Origin of the sequence: Gordonia westfalica (assembly GCF_900105725.1) — a bacterium.
GTDB classification, from domain to species: domain Bacteria; phylum Actinomycetota; class Actinomycetes; order Mycobacteriales; family Mycobacteriaceae; genus Gordonia; species Gordonia westfalica.
In genome coordinates this window covers 550490-571261 of the sequence record NZ_FNLM01000034.1, presented here as the reverse complement: position 1 = coordinate 571261, position 20772 = coordinate 550490, and the positions used below count along the sequence as shown (strand labels likewise).

General features: G+C 67.9%; 17 protein-coding genes. 10 read left to right on the top strand and 7 right to left on the bottom strand.

From position 1 onward, the window contains the following. From uvrC to ppc, 9 genes are all read left to right on the top strand, one after another. Entirely contained in the window at positions 1-2052 is a 2052-nt protein-coding gene (gene uvrC, locus BLU62_RS07930) for an excinuclease ABC subunit UvrC (RefSeq protein WP_074849019.1), read from the top strand. Continuing rightward, complete coding sequence (rapZ, locus tag BLU62_RS07925) at positions 2024-2995, top strand: RNase adapter RapZ (protein WP_375295790.1); 972 nt, start codon at positions 2024-2026, stop codon at positions 2993-2995. Before uvrC ends, rapZ begins: the two co-directional genes overlap by 29 nt. Continuing rightward, positions 2992-4011, top strand: a complete 1020-nt coding sequence (locus BLU62_RS07920; RefSeq protein ID WP_074849018.1) for a gluconeogenesis factor YvcK family protein — start codon at positions 2992-2994, stop codon at positions 4009-4011. Before rapZ ends, BLU62_RS07920 begins: the two co-directional genes overlap by 4 nt. A 74-nt stretch (positions 4012-4085) precedes the next feature. Beyond that, positions 4086-5063: a DNA-binding protein WhiA gene (whiA, locus tag BLU62_RS07915; protein ID WP_208863611.1), complete on the top strand. Its 978-nt coding sequence runs from the start codon at positions 4086-4088 to the stop codon at positions 5061-5063. 180 nt (positions 5064-5243) lie between these two features. Then, positions 5244-6263, top strand: coding sequence for a type I glyceraldehyde-3-phosphate dehydrogenase (gap, locus tag BLU62_RS07910; protein WP_074849016.1), 1020 nt, complete (start codon positions 5244-5246; stop codon positions 6261-6263). A gap of 38 nt (positions 6264-6301) precedes the next feature. Beyond that, positions 6302-7513: a phosphoglycerate kinase gene (locus BLU62_RS07905; protein ID WP_074849015.1), complete on the top strand. Its 1212-nt coding sequence runs from the start codon at positions 6302-6304 to the stop codon at positions 7511-7513. Continuing rightward, on the top strand, positions 7513-8301 hold the full coding sequence (gene tpiA / locus BLU62_RS07900) for a triose-phosphate isomerase (RefSeq protein WP_074849014.1): 789 nt from the start codon (positions 7513-7515) through the stop codon (positions 8299-8301). Before BLU62_RS07905 ends, tpiA begins: the two co-directional genes overlap by 1 nt. Positions 8302-8423: 122 nt before the next feature. Beyond that, positions 8424-8657 (top strand): preprotein translocase subunit SecG, encoded by a 234-nt coding sequence (gene secG, locus BLU62_RS07895; protein ID WP_006357231.1) that lies wholly within the window; start codon positions 8424-8426, stop codon positions 8655-8657. Between the two features lie 99 nt (positions 8658-8756). Continuing rightward, a complete protein-coding gene (ppc, locus tag BLU62_RS07890) occupies positions 8757-11597 on the top strand; it encodes a phosphoenolpyruvate carboxylase (protein WP_074852760.1) in 2841 nt (946 codons plus the stop codon). A 70-nt stretch (positions 11598-11667) separates the two neighbouring features. Here ppc and ppnP read toward each other — a convergent pair whose 3' ends face one another. The 6 genes from ppnP to tkt are packed head-to-tail and all read right to left on the bottom strand — an operon-like array spanning position 11668 to position 18504. Next, entirely contained in the window at positions 11668-11991 is a 324-nt protein-coding gene (gene ppnP, locus BLU62_RS07885) for a pyrimidine/purine nucleoside phosphorylase (protein ID WP_208863668.1), read from the bottom strand. A 16-nt stretch (positions 11992-12007) separates the two neighbouring features. Continuing rightward, entirely contained in the window at positions 12008-12751 is a 744-nt protein-coding gene (gene pgl / locus BLU62_RS07880; protein WP_074849012.1) for a 6-phosphogluconolactonase, read from the bottom strand. Then, on the bottom strand, positions 12748-13680 hold the full coding sequence (locus BLU62_RS07875) for a glucose-6-phosphate dehydrogenase assembly protein OpcA (protein WP_074849011.1): 933 nt from the start codon (positions 13678-13680) through the stop codon (positions 12748-12750). The genes pgl and BLU62_RS07875 overlap by 4 nt, the downstream gene beginning before the upstream one ends. A 34-nt stretch (positions 13681-13714) precedes the next feature. Then, the gene (zwf, locus tag BLU62_RS07870; RefSeq protein WP_074849010.1) at positions 13715-15268 is read right to left on the bottom strand and encodes a glucose-6-phosphate dehydrogenase; all 1554 of its coding nucleotides are present in this window, start codon (positions 15266-15268) and stop codon (positions 13715-13717) included. A 7-nt stretch (positions 15269-15275) separates the two neighbouring features. Further along, positions 15276-16397 carry a transaldolase gene (gene tal / locus BLU62_RS07865; RefSeq protein WP_074849009.1) on the bottom strand — a complete coding sequence of 374 codons (1122 nt, stop codon included), beginning with the start codon at positions 16395-16397 and terminating at the stop codon, positions 15276-15278. 28 nt (positions 16398-16425) lie between these two features. Further along, positions 16426-18504 (bottom strand): transketolase, encoded by a 2079-nt coding sequence (gene tkt / locus BLU62_RS07860; protein WP_074849008.1) that lies wholly within the window; start codon positions 18502-18504, stop codon positions 16426-16428. Positions 18505-18745: 241 nt separating this feature from the next. Here tkt and BLU62_RS07855 point away from each other — a divergent pair, with 241 nt between their 5' ends. Next, positions 18746-19738, top strand: coding sequence for a heme o synthase (locus BLU62_RS07855; protein ID WP_074849007.1), 993 nt, complete (start codon positions 18746-18748; stop codon positions 19736-19738). A 21-nt stretch (positions 19739-19759) separates the two neighbouring features. Here BLU62_RS07855 and BLU62_RS07850 read toward each other — a convergent pair whose 3' ends face one another. Next, positions 19760-20734 (bottom strand): quinone oxidoreductase family protein, encoded by a 975-nt coding sequence (locus tag BLU62_RS07850; protein ID WP_074849006.1) that lies wholly within the window; start codon positions 20732-20734, stop codon positions 19760-19762. Positions 20735-20772: the final 38 nt, after the last annotated feature.

Here is a 20772-nt window from a genome sequence, read left to right as displayed (position 1 = left end):
GTGGCCGACCCGACTACCTACCGCCCTGCGCCCGGAACCATCCCGACCGATCCCGGGGTGTACAAGTTCCGCGACGAGCACGGTCGTGTCATCTACGTGGGCAAGGCCAAGAACCTCCGGTCTCGCCTGACGTCGTACTTCGCCGACATCGCCTCGCTGCACCCGCGCACCCGTCAGATGGTGACGACCGCCGCGTCGGTCGAGTGGACCGTCGTGGGCACCGAGGTCGAGGCCCTCCAGCTCGAATACAACTGGATCAAGGAGTTCGATCCGCGGTTCAACGTCCGCTACCGCGACGACAAGACCTATCCGATGCTGGCCGTCACCCTAAACGAGGAGTACCCGCGGTTGTTCGTCTACCGCGGGCCGCGGCGTCGTGGCGTGCGGTACTTCGGGCCGTACGCGCATGCATGGGCGATCCGCGAGACCGTCGACCTGCTGACCCGGGTGTTCCCCGCCCGCACCTGTTCGGCGGGCGTGTTCAAACGGCACCGCCAGATCGACCGTCCGTGCCTGCTCGGCTACATCGACAAATGCGCCGCCCCCTGCATCGGCCGGGTCGACGCCGAGGAACACCGCGAGATCGTCGAGGACTTCTGCGACTTCCTCGCGGGCCGCACCGACATGTTGATCCGCAAGCTGGAACGCGACATGACCGCCGCGGCCGAGGACCTCGACTTCGAGCGGGCGGCCCGGCTGCGCGACGACATCGGCGCACTGCGGCGCGCCATGGAGAAACAGGCCGTGGTCCTCGGCGACGGCACCACCGCCGACGTCGTCGCGGTGGCCGGCGACGACCTCGAGGTGTCCCTGCAGGTGTTCCACGTACGGGAGGGCCGCGTCCGCGGTCAGCGCGGCTGGGTCGTCGAACGCACTGACAACGGGACCGACGGCGACGTCGTCGGCGACTTCATCACCCAGTTCTACGGCGCGCAGGTCGATTTCGACGCCACGGTCGACGTCGGCGCCGACCGCGCGCACGGCGAGTCGGTTCCGCGTGAGGTCCTGGTTCCCGAATTGCCCGCCAACGCAACCGAACTCGAGGAATGGCTCACCGGACTGCGAGGGAGCAGGGTCACCCTGCGCGTACCGCAGCGCGGCGACAAGAAGGCGCTCTTCGAGACCGTCGCACGGAACGCGGGCGAAGCGCTCACCCAGCACAAGCTCCGCCGCGCCGGCGATCTCACCACCCGGTCCGCCGCGCTCACCGAGTTGCAGGAGAACCTGATGCTCGATCAGGCGCCGCTGCGCATCGAATGCGTCGACATCTCCCATGTGCAGGGCACCGACGTGGTGGCCTCCCTCGTCGTGTTCGAGGACGGCCTGCCGCGCAAGTCCGACTACCGGCACTACTCGATCCGCCACGCCGCCGGGGACGGGCACTCCGACGACGTCGCGTCGATCGCCGAGGTCACCCGGCGCCGCTTCCTGCGTCACCGAGCCGATCGCGATGCACCGCCGCCGGAGTCGGGGGCGGTCGATGCGGAGCCCCAGACCCCCGCGCAGCCACGGAAGTTCGCGTACCCGCCCAACCTGTTCGTCGTCGACGGCGGTGCGCCGCAGGTGCACGCCGCGGCAGCGGTCCTCGACGAACTGGGCATCACCGACGTCGCGGTGATCGGACTCGCCAAGCGCCTCGAGGAGGTGTGGGTGCCCGGCGAGGACGACCCGATGATCCTGCCGCGCAGCAGCCAGGCACTGTTCCTGCTGCAGCGTGTCCGCGACGAGGCGCACCGGTTCGCCATCACCTTCCACCGCAGCAAGCGCAGCAAGCGGATGACCGAGTCGGTACTCGACGGCATCCCGGGTCTCGGAAAGACACGACGCACCGCGCTGGTGACCCACTTCGGGTCGGTCGCGCGTCTGCGTGAGGCATCCTTGGAGGAGATCGCCCAGGTCCCCGGGATCGGTCGGACCACCGCGAGTGCGGTGCAGGCCGCGCTGGGCGGTGACACTGTTGCAGAGGCGGTGTCGACGGTGTTGGCCGAGACGGTGAACGAAGCAGAGATGACGGTGGTGACCGGTGACGCGGGACGGGGTGTCGATGAGTGAGCGGGCCGAGGCCGAACACGACGAGCAGGTGACCGGGGGAGCGCACGACTCCGCCGCGTCGGACGAACTGACCGTGCTGTTCGTCACGGGCATGTCCGGCGCGGGCCGCTCCACGGCGGCAAACGTGCTCGAGGACGACGGCTGGTATGTCGCCGACAACGTCCCGCCGTCGCTGATCTCGACGATGGTCGGGATGGTGCGGGAGAGCGACCCGACCATCAGCCGGCTCGCCATGGTGCTGCGCGCCTCCGACCCGAACCTCGCCCACGAACTCGAGCAGCTACGGGACAGCCTGGAACGGTCGGGGATTCGTACCCGGCTGCTGTACCTCGATGCGAGTGAAGAGGCGCTGGTCCGCCGCTTCGAGCAGGTGCGTCGCCGGCACCCGTTGCAGGGCAAGGAAACCCTCGTCGAGGGCATCGCCCGCGAGCGCGCGATCCTGGCGCCCATCAAGAATGTCGCCGATCTGGTCGTCGAGACCTCGGCGCTGACCGCGGCCAAGCTGCGTTCGGTGGTGGAAGGCGTGGCACCGGGTGACACCGAACCCCGGCTCAGCATCGCGGTGCAGTCCTTCGGCTTCAAGTACGGACTGCCCATCGACTCCGACCTCGTCGCCGACGTCCGGTTCCTGCCCAACCCGCACTGGATCGATGAGCTGCGCGACCACAACGGGCGGGAGGCGCCCGTCCGCGACTACGTCCTCGGCCAGCCCGACGCCGAGGACTTCCTCGACCTCTACACCGGTCTGGTGTCCATCGTCGGCCGCGGCTACCTGCGAGAAGGCAAGCGCTACATGACGATCAGCGTCGGCTGTACCGGTGGCAAACATCGCAGCGTCGCCATCTCCGAGGAGCTCGCCCGACGGCTCCGCAAAACCGTCGACGACGCCGGTGCGGCCTCCTACGACGTGCGCGTGATGCACCGCGATCTGGGGCGCGAATGACCCAGAAGATCGTCGCTCTCGGAGGCGGCCACGGTCTGTACGCAACGCTGACCGCGATGCGCTACCTGAGCACCGACGTCACCGCGGTGGTGACGGTCGCCGACGACGGGGGATCGTCGGGCCGCCTCCGCGCCGAACTCGGTCTCATCCCGCCGGGTGACCTGCGAATGGCGCTGGCGGCGTTGATGTCTGCGCCGAAGGCGCTCGAGGACTTCCAGACCGCGGGGGATCCCGACACCCGTCGACGCCACGAGTTGTGGGCCGAGGTGCTGCAACACCGCTTCGGCGGTCGCGGCGCACTCGCCGGACACCCCATCGGCAATCTGATGCTGGCCGGTCTCACCGAGGTCCTCGGCGACACGGTGGCCGCACTGCAGGAACTGCGGTCGATGTTCGGGATCGTCGGGCAGGTGCTGCCGATGTCGACCGTCCCGCTCGACATCGAGGCGGACGTGTCCGGACTCGAGGCCGACCCGCGCATCAGCCGCGAGATCCGCGGACAGGTCGCGGTGGCGACGACGCCCGGCAAGGTGCGGCGCGTCCGGTTGATCCCCGAGGATCCCCCGGCCTGCGAGAGTGCGGTCGAGGCAATCGAATCCGCCGATCTGGTGATGCTCGGCCCGGGGTCCTGGTTCTCCAGCGTGATCCCGCACGTGCTCGTGCCCGAACAGCTCAAGGCGTTGCAGCGCACCGCTGCCCGCAAGGTGCTCGTCGTGAACCTCGCACCCGAGCCGGGGGAGACGCCCGGGTTCTCGGTGGAGAGGCATCTGCACGTGCTGCACGCCCACGCCGACACCTTCCGCATCGATCACGTCCTGGTCGATGCGTCGTCGGTTCCGGCCGGACGCGAACGCGAACACCTCGTGCGCGCGGCCGGACTCTTCGGCGCCGAACTCAACGTCGGCGATGTGGCGGTACCCGGTCGCCAGGTCCATGACCCGGCGAAAGTCGCCGCCGTCGTGAACGAACTGTGCGAAGGTGAATCGAACCGTTACGCTGACCGGGCGGACGCCTGACCCAGGCGATGATGATCCGACGTTTTCTTTCAGGGACGTGTGGTCAGTTGACAGGAGGACAGGGACCGGTGGCGATGACGGCAGCGGTGAAAGACGAGCTGAGTCGCCTGGCGGTGACCCAGGTGAGTTGCCGGAGAGCCGAGGTGTCGGCGCTGCTGCGTTTCGCCGGCGGTCTGCACATCGTGGCGGGCCGCGTCGTGGTGGAGGCCGAGGTCGACATGGGCAATGTCGCGCGGCGCCTGCGACGCGAGATCCACGACCTCTTCGGCTACGGCTCCGATGTCCACGTGCTGCGGGGTGGCGGTCTGCGCAAGTCGGCCCGCTACATCGTGCGGATCACCAAGGACGGCGAGGGCCTCGCCCGGCAGACCGGGTTGCTCGACCTGCGCGGCCGCCCGGTGCGCGGACTCCCGGCCCAGGTCGTCGGCGGCAGCGTCGCGGACGCCGAAGCCGCTTGGCGCGGTGCGTTTCTCGCACACGGGTCACTGACCGAACCCGGTCGGTCGTCGGCGCTCGAGGTCAGCTGCCCCGGACCCGAGGCCGCACTCGCACTCGTCGGCGCCGCCCGCCGGCTCGGTGTGACCGCCAAGGCCCGCGAGGTCCGCGGGGCCGACCGCGTCGTCATCCGCGACGGCGAGGCCATCGGCGCGCTGCTCACGCGGATGGGCGCCCATGACACCCGTCTGGTGTGGGAGGAACGCCGCATGCGCCGCGAGGTGCGTGCCACCGCGAACCGCCTCGCCAACTTCGACGACGCCAACCTCCGGCGCTCGGCCCGTGCGGCCGTGGCCGCGGCGGCCCGCGTCGAACGCGCCCTGGAGATCCTCGGCGACGAGGTGCCCGATCATCTCGTCGCGGCGGGACAACTCCGCGTCACCCACCGTCAGGCCTCCCTGGAGGAGCTCGGCCAGCTGGCCGACCCGCCGATGACCAAGGACGCCGTCGCAGGCCGCATCAGACGCCTGCTGTCCATGGCCGACAAGAAGGCCCGTCAGGACGGCATCCCGGACACCGAGTCGGCGGTCACCTCGGAGCTTCTCGACGACGCGTGAGCAAGCGCTCGGCACCTGACAGGAGGACCTGCGATGTGCCGTACGTAACCCGGCCTACTAGGCTGGGGTCGACGTGTGCGGACCGGAGGTCACCCGTGTGCCATCGGTGACCGCTCACGGCGCGGCCAGCAGGGCTTGGACCCACAGGCCTGACCATGAATACCGCTAAGGAGCACAACTGTGACTGTTCGGGTAGGCGTCAACGGATTCGGCCGGATCGGCCGCAACTTCTTCCGTGCCGTCGAAGCGCAAAAGGCTTTGGGCACCACTGACATCGAGATCGTCGCGGTCAACGATCTCACCGACAACGCGACCCTCGCGCACCTGCTGAAGTTCGACTCGATCCTCGGCCGTCTGCCCGAAGACGTCAGCCTCGAGGGCGACGACACCATCGTGGTGGGCGACAAGAAGATCAAGGCGCTCGAGGTCAAGGAAGGCCCGGCTGCCATCCCGTGGGGCGACCTGGGCGTCGACGTCGTCGTCGAGTCGACCGGCATCTTCACCGCACGCGCCAAGGCCCAGGGTCACCTGGACGCCGGCGCCAAGAAGGTCATCATCTCGGCCCCCGCGTCGGATGAGGACATCACCATCGTCATGGGCGTCAACGACGACAAGTACGACGGCAGCCAGAACATCATCTCGAACGCCTCGTGCACCACGAACTGCCTCGGCCCGCTGGCCAAGGTCCTCAACGACGAGTTCGGCATCGTCAAGGGCCTCATGACCACGATCCACGCCTACACCCAGGATCAGAACCTGCAGGACGGCCCGCACAAGGACCTGCGCCGCGCACGCGGTGCCGCGATCAACATCGTGCCGACCTCGACCGGTGCCGCCAAGGCCATCGGCCTGGTCCTCCCGGAGCTGAAGGGCAAGCTCGACGGCTACGCGCTGCGCGTGCCGATCCCCACCGGCTCGGTCACCGACCTCACCGCACAGCTGGCCAAGCCGGCCACCGCCGATGAGATCAACGCCGCGCTCAAGGCTGCTGCCGAGGGCCCGCTGAAGGGCATCCTGAAGTACTACGACGCCCCGATCGTCTCCTCCGACATCGTCACCGATCCGCACAGCTCGCTGTTCGACGCCGGCCTGACCAAGGTCATCGACGATCAGGCCAAGGTCGTCTCCTGGTACGACAACGAGTGGGGTTACTCCAACCGTCTCGTCGACCTCATCGGACTCGTCAGCAAGTCTCTCTAGTCCACTCGTCGTACAACGGAAAGAGGAGTCAACGCCTCATGGGTGTTCCCACTCTGAAGAACCTTCTGGAAGAAGGTGTTTCGGGTCGGGGTGTGCTGGTCCGCTCGGATTTCAACGTCCCGCTCGACGGGTCGACGATCACCGATCCGGGTCGCATCCTCGCCTCGCTGCCCACCCTCAACGCGCTGATCGACGCCGGTGCCAAGGTGATCATCACCGCGCACCTGGGTCGTCCGAAGGGCGAGCCCGACCCGAAGTTCTCGCTCGCGCCCGTCGCGGCGCGGCTCGGCGAGGAACTCGGCCGCAACGTGCAGCTCGCCGGTGATGTCGTCGGTACCGACGCGCTCGCCCGCGCGGAGGGTCTCACCGACGGCGACGTCCTGCTCCTGGAGAACATCCGCTTCGATCCGCGGGAGACCTCCAAGGACGACGCCGAACGCGAGAAGCTCGCGAAGGCCCTCGTCGAACTCGTCGGCGAGGACGGCGCGTTCGTGTCGGACGGCTTCGGAGTGGTCCACCGCAAGCAGGCGTCGGTCTACGACGTCGCCAAGCTGCTCCCGCACTACGCGGGAGAGCTGGTGGCGGCGGAGGTCGACGTCCTGTCGAAGCTCACCGACGAGGTGACCCGTCCCTACGCGGTCGTCCTCGGCGGCTCGAAGGTCTCCGACAAGCTCGGGGTCATCGAGGCGTTGGCTCCCAAGGTCGACACGCTGGTCATCGGCGGCGGCATGGCGTTCACCTTCCTGGCCGCACAGGGTCATCCGGTGGGCACCTCGCTGCTGCAGGAAGATCAGATCGACGTCTGCAAGAGCCTGCTGGAGCGGTTCGGCGACGTCATCCACCTGCCCGTCGACGTGGTGGTGGCCGACAAGTTCGCCGCCGACGCGGAGGCGAACACGGTGGCTGCCGACGCCATCCCGGACGGCTGGATGGGTCTCGACATCGGACCGGAATCGGTGAAGCGATTCGCCGCGGTCCTGTCGGGCGCCAAGACCATCTTCTGGAACGGCCCGTCGGGTGTGTTCGAGTTCGAGAAGTTCTCGGCCGGCACCCGCGGCGTCGCCGAGGCCATCGCCGGCGCGACCGGCAACGGTGCGTTCACCGTGGTCGGCGGCGGCGATTCCGCCGCTGCGGTGCGGACCCTCGGTCTGCCCGACAGCGACTTCTCGCACATCTCCACCGGAGGTGGCGCATCGCTGGAGTACCTCGAGGGCAAGGAACTCCCCGGACTCAAGGTGTTGGAGAGCTGATGGCCACGCGCAAGCCGCTCATCGCGGGCAACTGGAAGATGAACCTGAACCACCTCGAGGCCATCGCGCTGGTTCAGAAGATCGCCTTCGCACTGCCGGCGAAGTACTTCGACAAGGTCGACGTGACGGTCATCCCGCCGTTCACCGACATCCGCAGCGTGCAGACCGTCGTCGACGGTGACAAGCTCCTGCTCACCTACGGTGCACAGGACCTGTCGGCGCACGACTCGGGCGCCTACACCGGCGAGATCAGCGGTGCCTTCCTCGCGAAGCTCGGCTGCACCTTCGTCGTCGTCGGCCACTCCGAGCGTCGCACCCTGCACGGTGAGACCGACGAGATCGTCCTGGCGAAGACCAAGGCGGCGCTCAAGCACGAGCTCACCCCGATCGTGTGCATCGGTGAGGGCCTCGACATCCGTGAGGCCGGCGAGCACGTGTCGTACAACGTGGCGCAGCTCAAGGGTTCCCTCGCAGGCCTGTCGGCGGCGGAGATCGCCAAGACGGTCATCGCCTACGAGCCGGTCTGGGCCATCGGCACCGGCCGGGTGGCCAGTGCCGCCGACGCCCAGGAGGTCTGCAAGGCCATCCGCGAGACCCTCGCGGAGATCGCCGACGCGGAGACCGCGGCCTCGGTGCGGATCCTCTACGGCGGTTCGGTGAACGCCAAGAACGTGGGCGACATCGTCGGCCAGACCGACGTCGACGGTGCTCTCGTCGGCGGCGCGTCGCTGAAGTCCGACGAGTTCGCGACCCTGTCGGCGATCGCCGCGGGTGGCCCCTTGCCCTGACGGGTCACACCCACGCGTACACTATGGCAGGTTGGCTTCTTGCCGGTTCGTCCGGCAGCCGGAGCCGACCTGCCACAGCTGTATCTTCAGATGTTTACGGAAGGGCGTTGCAACTCGTGACTGTGCAAGGTGCACTCGACATCGGATTGATCGTGACCAGCGTGCTGCTGATCGTGCTCGTCCTGCTGCACCGCGGCAAGGGTGGCGGTCTGTCGTCGCTGTTCGGCGGCGGTGTCCAGTCCAGTCTGTCGGGTTCGAGCGTCGTCGAACGCAACCTCGACCGGCTGACGATCTTCGTCGGCCTCATCTGGGTGATCTTCATCGTCGGCGTGGGCGTCGACATCAAGCTTTCCTGAGTTTCTTTCTGCACTCCGACCTCGGGCGACGCGTGATACGCGTCGCCCGACGCTTTCCCCGGGATGCCGGATACCGCCGATCTCGGGATACTTGACGGCATGAGTGAAACCGCCCCCGCCAAGGGAGCCCCGGCATCTCGTCCGTCCATCTCGATCGTCGATCACATCGTCGTCGACGACGAGGGCCGTGCACTCACCGAACCATTACGCGAGGACATCCGTCTGCTCGGCGGCATCCTCGGTGAGGTCGTCGCCGAACATTCCGGCACCGACGTCTTCGACCTCGTCGAATCCGCTCGGGTGGCCGCTTTCGGCGTGCGCCGCAACGAGATCGATCGCAACGAACTCGCGGACATGTTCGTCGACCTCGACGTCTCCACCGCGGTTCCGGTCATCCGCGCCTTCAGCCATTTCGCGTTGCTGGCGAACCTGGCCGAGGACATCCACCGCGAACGTCGACGCGCGATCCATGTGCGGGCCGGTGATCCGCCCCAGAAGTCCAGCCTCGCCGCGACGTACCGGCAACTCGCCGACGCCGGACTCGGCGACGACGAGGTCGGCAAGGCACTCGCCGACGCGAACGTCGTCCCGGTCATCACCGCACATCCCACCGAGACGCGGCGTCGTACCGTGTTCGAGGCGCAGAACCGCATCACCGAGCTGATGCGCTTCCGCGGACGCACCGAACTCACCCCCGACGAGGACGCCGAGGTCACCGAGGCGATCCGGCGTCAGATCCTCACGCTGTGGCAGACCGCGCTCATCCGCCTCGAACGACTCACCATTCAGGACGAGATCCGTTCGGGCCTGCGCTATTACGACGCCTCGTTCTTCGACGTGGTGCCGGCCATCAACACCTCGGTCCGTGCCGCACTGCGGTCGGCGTACCCCGACGCCGGTCTCGCCGACGAGCCGATGATCCGCATGGGGTCCTGGATCGGCGGCGACCGCGACGGCAACCCGTTCGTGACCGCCGAGGTCGTCACCCTGGCCACCACGCTGGCCGCCGAGACGGCGGTGGGGCACCACCTCGCCGAACTCGAGAACCTGGCCCAGGAACTGAGCATGTCGGCGCGACTGATCACCGGCACCGAGCCGTTGCTCGACCTCGCCGAGGCCGACGCCGACGACCCGGGCGTCGACGAGCCGTTCCGACTCGCGTTGCGGCACATCCGCTCCCGCCTCGCGGCAACAGCCAACGGCATGTTCGACGAGGACTTCCTCTCCTCGAGTGATCTCTTTCTCATCGACGGCAAACCGCCCTACGCCGACGCCGCCGAGCTTCTCGCCGACCTGGACGTCATCGATGCCGCCCTGCGCGCCAACAAAGACGACTCCATCGCCGACGACCGACTCCTCGCCCTGCGGGAATCGGTGCGGACCTTCGGATTCCACCTGTCCGGACTCGACATGCGGCAGAACTCCGACATGCACGAGGAGGTCGTCGCCGAACTCCTGGCCTGGGCGGGTGTGCACGCCGACTACGCCTCGCTGGACGAGGAGGCGCGCGTCGAGATCCTGTCCGCCGAACTGCAGGCACGACGCCCGCTGACCAGTCCCGACGCAGAGCTGAGCGAGCTCGCGACCAAGGAACTCGGCATCGTGCGGGCCGGCGCGAAGGCCGTCGCGACCTTCGGCCCGGAGGCCGTGCCCAACTACATCATCAGCATGTGCACCTCGGTCAGCGACATGCTCGAGGCCCTGATCCTGCTGAAGGAGGCCGGTCTCTTCGATCCCGGCGTCGCCGGTGAGAACGCGCCGCAGTGCACCGTCCGCGTCGTGCCGCTGTTCGAGACCATCGAGGATCTGCAGCAGGGCGCCACGACGCTGCTCGCCGTCCTCGACGTGCCGTTCTACCGCGCTCTGGTGGAGTCCCAGAACGGCATGCAGGAGATCATGCTCGGCTACTCCGACTCCAACAAGGACGGCGGCTACATGGCCGCCAACTGGGCGCTGTACCGCGCCGAACTCGATCTCGTGGAGGCGGCGTCCCGGTCGGGAATCCGGTTGCGACTGTTCCACGGTCGCGGTGGAACGGTCGGCCGCGGCGGCGGCCCCAGCTACGACGCGATCCTCGCTCAGCCGCCCGGTGCGGTACAGGGTTCACTGCGGATCACCGAGCAGGGCGAGATCATCGCCGCCAAGTACGCCGAACCGGTCACCGCGCGCCGCAACCTCGAGACACTGCTCGCCGCGACCATCGAGTCGTCACTGCTCGACGTCGAAGGCCTCGGCGACGAATCGGAGTCGGCCTACGAGATCATGGACGACATCGCCGCCAAGGCGCGTGCGGCGTACAGCCGGCTGGTCCACGAGACTCCGGGTTTCGTCGAATACTTCACCACGTCGACGCCGCTGTCGGAGATCGGCGCCCTCAACATCGGCAGCCGCCCGGCATCGCGCAAGCAGACCGAGAAGATCACCGATCTCCGCGCGATCCCGTGGGTCTTGTCCTGGACGCAGTCGCGGGTGATGCTGCCTGGTTGGTACGGCACGGGTTCCGCATTCGAGGAGTGGGTGGCCGACGACCCGGCTCGCCTGGAGGCGTTGCAGCGCTACTACGAGAAGTGGCCGTTCTTCCGCACCGTCATGTCCAACATGGCCCAGGTCCTGGCGAAGTCCGACATGGGTCTGGCCCACCGCTACGCACAGCTCGTACCCGACGAGGAACTGCGCGAGAAGGTGTTCGGCATGATCGTCGACGAGCACGAGCGCACCATCGCGATGTGCGCGAAGATCACCGGCACCGACGACCTGCTGCACGACAACGCCGCCCTGAAACGTTCGGTCTACAACCGGTTCCCGTACCTCGAGCCGCTCAACCTGCTGCAGGTGGAGTTGCTGCGCCGGTTCCGTGCGGGGGAGGACACCCCGCTGGTGCGTCGCGGTATCCAGCTGACCATGAACGGTCTGGCGACGGCGCTGCGGAACTCGGGCTAACGCCGCACGCAAAGATATAGCCCGAAACCGCGCCTGCCGCGGTTTCGGGCTATGAGATCGTCGAATGTCCTCAGCCGTAGTGGCAGACGTAGCTGACGGCGTCGGTGACCTCGATGTCGAACGAGGAGTCGCCGGGCACCGAGAACGAGTCGCCGGCGCCGTAGGTGGCCCAGTCCTCGCTGCCGGCGAGCCGCACTCGGCAGGTGCCGCTGTGCAGTTCCATGACCTCGGGTGCTCCGGTGCCGAAATTCAGCGACGCGGGCAGGATGACGCCGGCCGACTTGCGGGTTCCGTCGGCGAGGTGGAACGTGTGGCTCACGCATTTGCCGTCGAAGTAGACGTTGGCGCGCGGGTCGAGGGTCACGTTCGCGTAGGTCGAGGTATCGGTCACGATGACAGAGCCTAGCCAATCAGCTGTCGAGGTTCTTCGCGGCGTCCTCGTCGAGGAACCAGATGGTCCCCTCGGTGCCGTGGGCGCCGGCGCAGGGCCAGTCGGCCGGGTCGGCACCGCTGTGGGCGGCGGCGACGGCCTCCGCCTTGTCGGCGCCGGCGACGAGGAACCACACGTTGCGCGACCGATTGACCACCGGCAGCGTCAGGGTGATCCGACGCGGCGGCGGTTTGGGTGAGTCCTCCACGGCGACAACCGTTTTCTCGGTCTCCGCGGTGGCCGCGGTGTGCGGGAAGAGGGAATTGATGTGGCCCTCGCCGCCCATGCCGAGCAGGTGCAGATCGAACTGCGGTGCGACGCCGTCCGACGAGCGTCCGGCCAGGATGGCTGCGTAATCGGCTGCGGCGGCGTGGATGTCGTCGCCGAACGGGCCGTCGGACGGAGCCATCGGGAACACCCGCGTCGGGTCCACCGGCACTTTGTCGAGCAGTGCCTCGCGCGCCTGGCCGGAGTTGCGTTCCGGGTCGTCGGCGGGCACGAAACGGTCGTCGCCCCAGTACAGATCGACCTTCGACCAGTCGATCGTGCCGCTGTCGGCGGCGAGCGCCGACAGGATGCCGATCCCGTTGCTGCCGCCGGTCAACACGATGCTCGCGACCCCGCGCTCGGCCTGCGCGCGCTCGACCAGGTCGACGAAGCGTGCGGCGGCGGTGACGACGAGTTCCTGCTTGGAGTCGAAGACGAGCGTCTCGGCAGCGGTCATGGGGTGAGAACTCCTTCGTTCGTGTCGGTGAAGTCGACCTCGGGCACCCCGCGCAGGGCGTCGGCGTAGACCTCGTCGGTGTCGAGGCGGCGGAGCTCCTCGGCGATGCACACGGGTAGATCGCGGTGTCCCATGGCGATCCGGCCATCGGGTTTGCCGGGCATGGTCAGTACCGCGTTGTTGCCCTCGTCCACGGCGAGGATCGTCGGACCCTCGTCGCGGTGGAGGCGGATCTCGAAGCTGCCGCGCCGGCGGCGGGTCGGCACGCCGAGCGCCGAACGCAGCCATCCGGCGATGAGATCCACCGCCGGGGATTCGTGTGCGCCGGTCACGTCGACCGCGGTGATGGGCGAGTGCGGCGCCCGGTCGACGGCGGACGCCAGAATGGCACGCCAGTGCGTGACCCGCGACCACGCGATGTCGGTGTCGCCGGGGGAGTAGGACTCGAGGCGACGGGCGAGCACCGTGGCGGGATCGGAGTCCTTGGTCGCGTCGAGGATTCGGCGATGGCCGAGTTTGCCCAGCGGGTCGTCCGCTGGGCGCGTCGGGCCTTCGCCCGGCCACCACGTCACCACGGGTGTGTCCGGTAGCAGGAACGGGGTCACCACACTGGCCGGCTGGTCGGCGAGGTCGCCGTACAGCGACAGCACCACGACCTCCGACGCGCCGGCATCCCCGCCGACGCGGATCTGGGCGTCGAGGCGCGAATTCTCGTCGCGGCTACCGCGATACACGACGATGACGCGACTGGGGTGTTCGCGGCTGGCCCCGATGACGGCCTCGATGGCCCCTTCCATCGGTTCGCCCTGTTCCACGCAGACGACGAGGGTGAGCACGCGACCGAGACTGAGAGCGCCACCGGCGGCCCGCACCTCGATGATCCTCTTCGCGACACTTCGGGTGTCCGTGTCGGGCAGCTCGACGATCATCGCGGATCCTCCTGGAGGGGCTGGGCGGTGGACATCAGGGCCGGCGCCACGCGCGTCCCGCGCGGGTCATCATCTCGTCGGCCGACGGCGGTCCCCAGGTTCCCGACTCGTAGGTGTCGGGGGAGCCCTCGGCCGCCCATTGCTCGAGCACGGGATCGAGTATCTTCCACGACAACTCGACCTCCTCGTTCACCGGGAACAGCGACGGCACGCCGAGCAGGACGTCGAGGATGAGTCGTTCGTAGGCCTCCGGCGACGCCTCGGTGAACGCGGTGCCGTAGCTGAAGTCCATGTTGACGTCGCGGACCTCCATGCTGGAGCCCGGCACCTTCGACCCGAAGCGGAGGGTGATCCCCTCATCGGGCTGCACCCGGATGACGAGGGCGTTCTGGCTGAGCTCCTCGGTCATCGTCTGGTCGAACGGCAGATGCGGCGCACGCTTGAACACCAATGCGATCTCGGTGACGCGCCGGCCGAGGCGCTTGCCGGTCCGCAGGTAGAACGGCACTCCCGCCCAGCGACGGGAGTCGACCTCGAGGGCGATCGCGGCGAAGGTCTCGGTCTTGGAGTCCTTGGCGAACCCGTCCTCCTCCTTGAGCCCGGCCACCTTCTCGCTGCCCTGCCAGCCCGGGCCGTACTGGCCCCGGGCCGTGTTCTCGTAGATCGGCAGGACGTTGCGCGTGGCCGCCAGGACCTTGATCTTCTCGGCCTGTAACTGCTTGGGCTCGAAGGAGATCGGTTCCTCCATCGCCACCAGCGCCATCAGCTGGAGCAGGTGGTTCTGGATGACGTCACGCGCCGCGCCGATGCCGTCGTAGTAGCCGGCCCGGCCGCCGAGGCCGATGTCCTCGGCCATGGTGATCTGGACGTGGTCGACGTAGTGCGAACTCCACAGCGGGTCGAACAACTGGTTGGCGAAGCGCAGCGCCAGGATGTTCTGCACCGTCTCCTTGCCCAGGTAGTGGTCGATGCGGAACACCGACGACTCCGGGAAGACGTTGTTGACGATGGCGTTGAGTTCGCGGGCGGACTCGAGGTCGTGGCCGAAGGGCTTCTCGATGACCACCCGGCGCCAGCTGTCGCCATTCTGTGTCGCCAGCCCGCTGCGTTCGAGCTGCTCACACACAGTAGGGAACGCCTTGGGTGGGATCGACAGGTAGAACGCGTGATTGCCGTCCGTGCCGCGTTCGGCGTCGAGCGACTTGAGGGTGTCGCGCAACATGTCGAACGCGGAGTCGTCGTCGAAGTCGCCCTGCACGAAGCGGAACCCCTCCGCGAGGCGCTCCCACACCTCCTCGCGGAAGCCCGTGCGGGCATGTTCCCGCACGGCGTCGTGCACGATCGCCCCGAAGTCCTCGTCGGTCCAGTCGCGTCGGGCGAAGCCGACGAGAGCGAACGACGGGGGGAGCAGACCGCGGTTGGCGAGGTCGTAGACCGCAGGCATCAACTTCTTGCGTGCCAGGTCTCCGGTGACGCCGAAGATGACCAGACTGCACGGGCCCGCGATGCGGGGCAGCCGCTTGTCCTGGGGGTCACGGAGCGGATTGGTCCAATTATCGGGTCCCACTGCGTCCTCGCCGACGGCCACGGGGGGTTCAGCCCTTGATCGCCGCGGACAACTGCTCGGCGGTCGCGTTGAGCAGATCGTTCCACGCGTCCTCGAACTTGCTCACGCCCTCGTCCTCGAGGACCTTGAAGACATCGACCGTGTCGACGCCCACCGCCGAGATCTTGTCGAAGACCTCCTGGGACTCCTGCGCGAGACCGATGATCGAGCCGGTGTTGACCCAACCGTGGTCGGCGAAGGCGTCCATCGTCTTGCCCGGCATGGTGTTGACCGTGTTCGGGGCGACGAGCTCGCTCACGTACAGGGTGTCCGGGTAGTCGGGGTTCTTCACGCCGGTCGACGCCCAGAGCGCGCGCTGCGGGCGGGCGCCGTGTGCGAGCAGGTCGGGGAAACGCGATTCGACCTCGAAGATCTGCTGGTAGGCCGAGTAGGCCAGCCGGGCGTTGGCGAGGGCCGCCTTGCCCTTGAGCTCGGTGGCCTCCGGGGTGCCGATGGCGTCGAGGCGCTTGTCGATCTCGGTGTCCACGCGGGAGACGAAGAACGACGCCACCGAGTGGATGTTCGACAGGTCGTGGCCGGCCTCCGCGGCGGCGTCGAGGCCGTCGAGGTAGGCGTCCATGACCTCTTTGTAGCGCTCCACCGAGAAGATCAGCGTCACGTTGACGCTGATGCCCTCGGCGATGACCTTGGTGATCGCGGGGAGCCCGGCCTTGGTGGCCGGGATCTTGATCAGCAGGTTGGGGCGGTCGACGATCTTCCACAGCTCGATCGCCTGGGCGACCGTGCCGTCGGTGTCGTGGGCCAGGCGCGGATCGACCTCGATCGACACCCGCCCGTCGACGCCGTCGGACTCCTCGTACACCGGCGCGAGGACGTCGCAGGCGTTGCGTACGTCGTCGGTGGTGACCGTGCGGATGGTGCCGTCGACATCGGTACCGCGTGCGGCCAGTTCGGTGACCTGTGCGTTGTAGGCGGTGCCCTTCGACAGTGCGGCCTGGAAGATCGACGGGTTGGTGGTCACGCCGACCACCGACTTCGTGGCGATCAGTTCGGCGAGATCACCGGAGCTGATCAGGTCCCTGGACAGGTCGTCCAGCCACACCGAGACACCGGCGGCGGACAGTTCGGCGAGCTTCTCGTTCTGGGTCACGATTTCTCTCCTTGGTTTGTGCGGCTGCTCAGCCGGCGATGACGCGTTCGGCGGCCGAGGTGACGGCCTCTGCGGTGATCCCGAACTTGGTGAAGAGCACCTTGTAGTCGGCCGACGCACCGAAGTGCTCGATGCTGACGATCTCGCCACCGGCGCCGACGATGCGGTACCACGGCATCGCGATGCCGGCCTCGACGGCGACACGCGGAACCGACGGCGGCAGCACGTGATCCTGGTACCCCTTGGGCTGCTCGTCGAACCACTCGATACTCGGCATGGACACGACGCGGGCCTTGATTCCCTTGTCGGCCAGGGCCTTCTGCGCCTCGACGGCCAGGTACACCTCGGAACCGGTGCCGATCAGCACGACCTGCGGGTCGCCCTCGGAGTCGCTGAGGATGTAGCCGCCGTTGGCGACGCCCTGCGCCGAGGTGCCCTCGAGGATCGGGAGGTTCTGGCGGGTGAGCGCCAGGCCGACCGGGTGATTGCGCCGGGTCAGCAGATGCGCCCACGCGTAGGCGGTCTCGTTGGCGTCGGCCGGACGCACGACGTCGAGATTCGGGATCGCGCGCAGTGCGGCCAGATGCTCGATCGGCTGGTGGGTCGGGCCGTCCTCGCCGAGACCGATCGAGTCGTGGGTCCAGACGTAGATCGGGTCGATCTCCATCAAAGCGGCCAGGCGGACGGCCGGACGCATGTAGTCGGCGAACTGGAGGAAGGTGCCGCCGTAGGCGCGGGTAGGGCCGTGCAGGGCGATGCCCGACAGGATCGACCCCATCGCGTGTTCGCGGACACCGAAGTGCAGGGTGCGGCCGTACGGGTTGGCCGACCACTTCTTGGTGCTGATCGACGTCGGGCCGAACGAGGGCTCGCCGTCCATCGTGGTGTTGTTCGAGCCGGCGAGGTCGGCGGAACCGCCCCACAGCTCGGGCAGCACGGGCGCGAGCGCGCCGAGCACCTTGCCCGAGGCGCTGCGCGTCGCCACGTCCTTGTCCCCGACGTTCCAGCTGGGCAGGTGTTCGGCCCAGCCCTCGGGGAGTTCGTGTGCGGTCAGGCGGTCGAAGAGCGCCTTCTGCTGCGGGTTCTTCTCGGCCCAGGCGTCGAAGGACGCGGTCCAGGCCTTGCGCTCCTCGGCGCCGCGCTCGACCAGCTTGCGGGTGTGGCCGATGACCTCGTCGGTGACCTCGAAGTTCTTCTCCGGGTCGAAGCCGAGGATCTTCTTGGTCGCGGCGATCTCCTCGTCACCGAGCGCCGCGCCGTGGGCCGCGCCGGTGTTCATGAGGTTGGGCGCCGGGAAGCCGATGATGGTGCGCAGGCAGATGATCGACGGACGGTCGACGACCTCCTGGGCGGCCTTGATCGCGGCCTCGATGGCCACCACGTCCTCGCCGCCCTCGACGGTCTGCACGTGCCAGCCGTAGGCCTCGTAGCGCTTGGCCACGTCCTCCGACAGTGCGATGTCGGTGTCGTCCTCGATCGAGATCTGGTTCTGGTCGTAGAACACGATGAGGTTTCCGAGCTGCTGCGTGCCGGCGAGCGAGCTCGCCTCGGAGGTGACGCCCTCCTCGATGTCACCGTCGGAGGCGATCACATAGATGTAGTGGTCGAAGGGGCTCTCGCCGACGCCGGCATCGGGATCGAAGAGTCCGCGCTCGCGGCGGGCGGCCATCGCCATGCCGACCGACGAGGCCAGGCCCTGTCCCAGCGGGCCGGTGGTGATCTCCACACCGCGGGTGTGGCGGAACTCCGGGTGGCCGGGGGTCAGTGAATCCCAGGTGCGCAGCGCTTCGATGTCGTCGAGCTCGAGACCGAATCCGCCGAGGTAGAGCTGGATGTAGAGGGTGAGGCTCGAATGACCGCACGACAGCACGAATCGGTCGCGGCCGGCCCAGTCGGTGTCGGTGGGGTCGTGACGCATGACGCGCTGGAAGAGCGTGTAGGCCAGCGGTGCGAGGCTCATCGCGGTGCCGGGATGACCACTGCCACACTTCTGCACCGCGTCGGCGGCCAGCAGGCGGGCCGTGTCGACGGCCCGGGTGTCGAGGTCGCTCCAGTCGTCCGGATGGCGAGGGGTGGTCAGTGCGCGGATCTCATCTGTGTCGGCCACGATGGTGATTGTCTCCTGTGCCTGCTCGGGGTGTCGGCGCGTTCGGAGTCCAGAGTAATCGGCCGCGAGGGTGCCCTGCGCGCCGACCGAAGGTTACCGGTGGGTTCGGTGATCGTCGCCGGTCACGGGCTCCGCTGCGACGCGATTACGGTTCGCGAAGGCAAACGTCTACCATGCTCTGTAGTAGCCCGCGGCGATCTGTGCGGGCGGACGAGGAGTGTTCGTGAGGATAGGGGAGCGTGTGAGCGGAGATCATCCCGCCGCATCCCACTCGACCGACACCGCATCACAGCAGGTCTCGACCGAGCCGGTCATGCCGGCGGATCTGACGTGGGCCGGACGTGTGCGTGCGACGGTGCTCGCGTACATCGCGCTGACGAAGCCGCGGGTCATAGAGTTGCTGCTGGTTGCGACGATTCCGGTGATGCTGCAGGCCGATCGCGGTCATGTCGACATCGCCGTCATCGCCTTCACCTTGATCGGTGGATGGCTCGGTGCCGGCAGTGCGAACACCCTCAACATGGTCGTCGACGCCGACATCGACAAGAAGATGAAGCGCACCGAGCGACGTCCGCTCGCCCGGCACGCGGTCGCCACGCGCAGTGCGCTGATCTTCGGTCTGGTGCTCTGGGCCGCGTCGTTCGCGGTCCTGTACTTCGCGGCGAATCTGCTGTCCTCGCTGCTCGTCTCGGCGACGATCATCTTCTACGTCGGTGTCTACACGATGATCCTCAAGCGCCGCACCTGGCAGAACGTGGTGTGGGGCGGTGCCGCCGGATGCATGCCGACCCTGGTCGGCTGGGCGGCCGTCACCGGTTCGATCAGCTGGCAGCCGATCGTGCTGTTCCTCGTCATCTTCTTCTGGACTCCGCCGCACACCTGGGCGCTGGCGATGCGCTACAAGGAGGACTACAAGGCGGCCGGCGTGCCGATGCTCCCGGTCATCGCGACCGAGGAACACGTCACCCGCCAGATGCTGATCTACACCTGGCTGACCGTCATCACCTCGCTGCTCCTGATCCCGGCGACCAGCTGGATCTACACGGTGATCGCCGTCGTCGCCGGAGCATGGTTCCTGGAGCGGGTCACCAAGCTCTACCGCGACACGAAGCGCGGTGCCGAGGTGAAGCCGCTCAAGGTCTTCCTGCAGTCCAACGAGTACCTGGCGATCGTCTTCTGCGGTCTCGCGATCGACGCGGTCGTCGGCCTGCAGACGATCTCCTCGTACTTCTGATCGATCCGTGCTCCTGATCTGTCACTGATCAGACGGCAACAGGACTGTCGCACCCGTGGTCTTGCGTGCCTCGAGATCCGCGTGGGCCTGCGCGGCGTCGGCCAGTCGGTAACGCTGTCCCACCCGGACGTCGACATCGCCGTCGAGGATCGCCTCGAAGTACTCGCCCGCACGCCAGTTCAGCTCTTCGGGCGTCGCGGTGAAATGCGCCAGGGTGGGTCGGGTCACCGACAGCGAGCCGGCCGGGTTGAGGCGCTGCAGATCAAACGGCGGTACGGGTCCGCTGGACGCTCCGAACAACACGATGATGCCGCGGACGGCTGTCGCGGCGAGTGACTGCTCGAAGGTGTCCGCGCCGACCCCGTCGTAGACCACCGGAGCACCGCGGCCGTCGGTCAGTTCGCGGACGCGCGCGGCCAGGTCGTCCCCGTACCGCAGCACATGGTCGGCTCCGGCCTGCCGGGACAGTTCCTCCTTCTCGTCGGAGGACACCGTCGTGATCACCCGCAATCCGTGGCGTTTGGCCATCTGCGTGAGGATCAGCCCGACCCCGCCGGCCCCGGCGTGGATCAGAACGGTGTCCTCCGGATGAGGGTGGGCACTTCCGTCGAGGAGGTAGTGGGCGGTGAGCCCGCGCAGCAGCGACGAACCGGCGATGGCGTCGTCGACCCCGTCGGGCACGATGACCGCCTGGGCTGCCGGCACCGCGACGAGTTCGGCGTATGAGGCCGGCGCCGCACACCAGGCGACCCGCTGACCCACGTCGAGTCCCGCGACCTCCGACCCCAGGGAGACGACCTCTCCGGCGCCTTCCGTGCCGGGGATGTACGGCGGGGTCGACGGGTACAGTCCGCGCCGGAGATAGGTGTCGATGTAGTTCACTCCCACCGCGGATGTCCGGACGATCACTTCGTCGGCGGCCGGGATCGGATCGTCGACGGTACCGAAGGCCAACACATCCGGACCGCCGTGGCGGGTCACCTGTATCGCACGCACGACACCCGTTGTACACGGGGAACACGCCGGGTGTGATG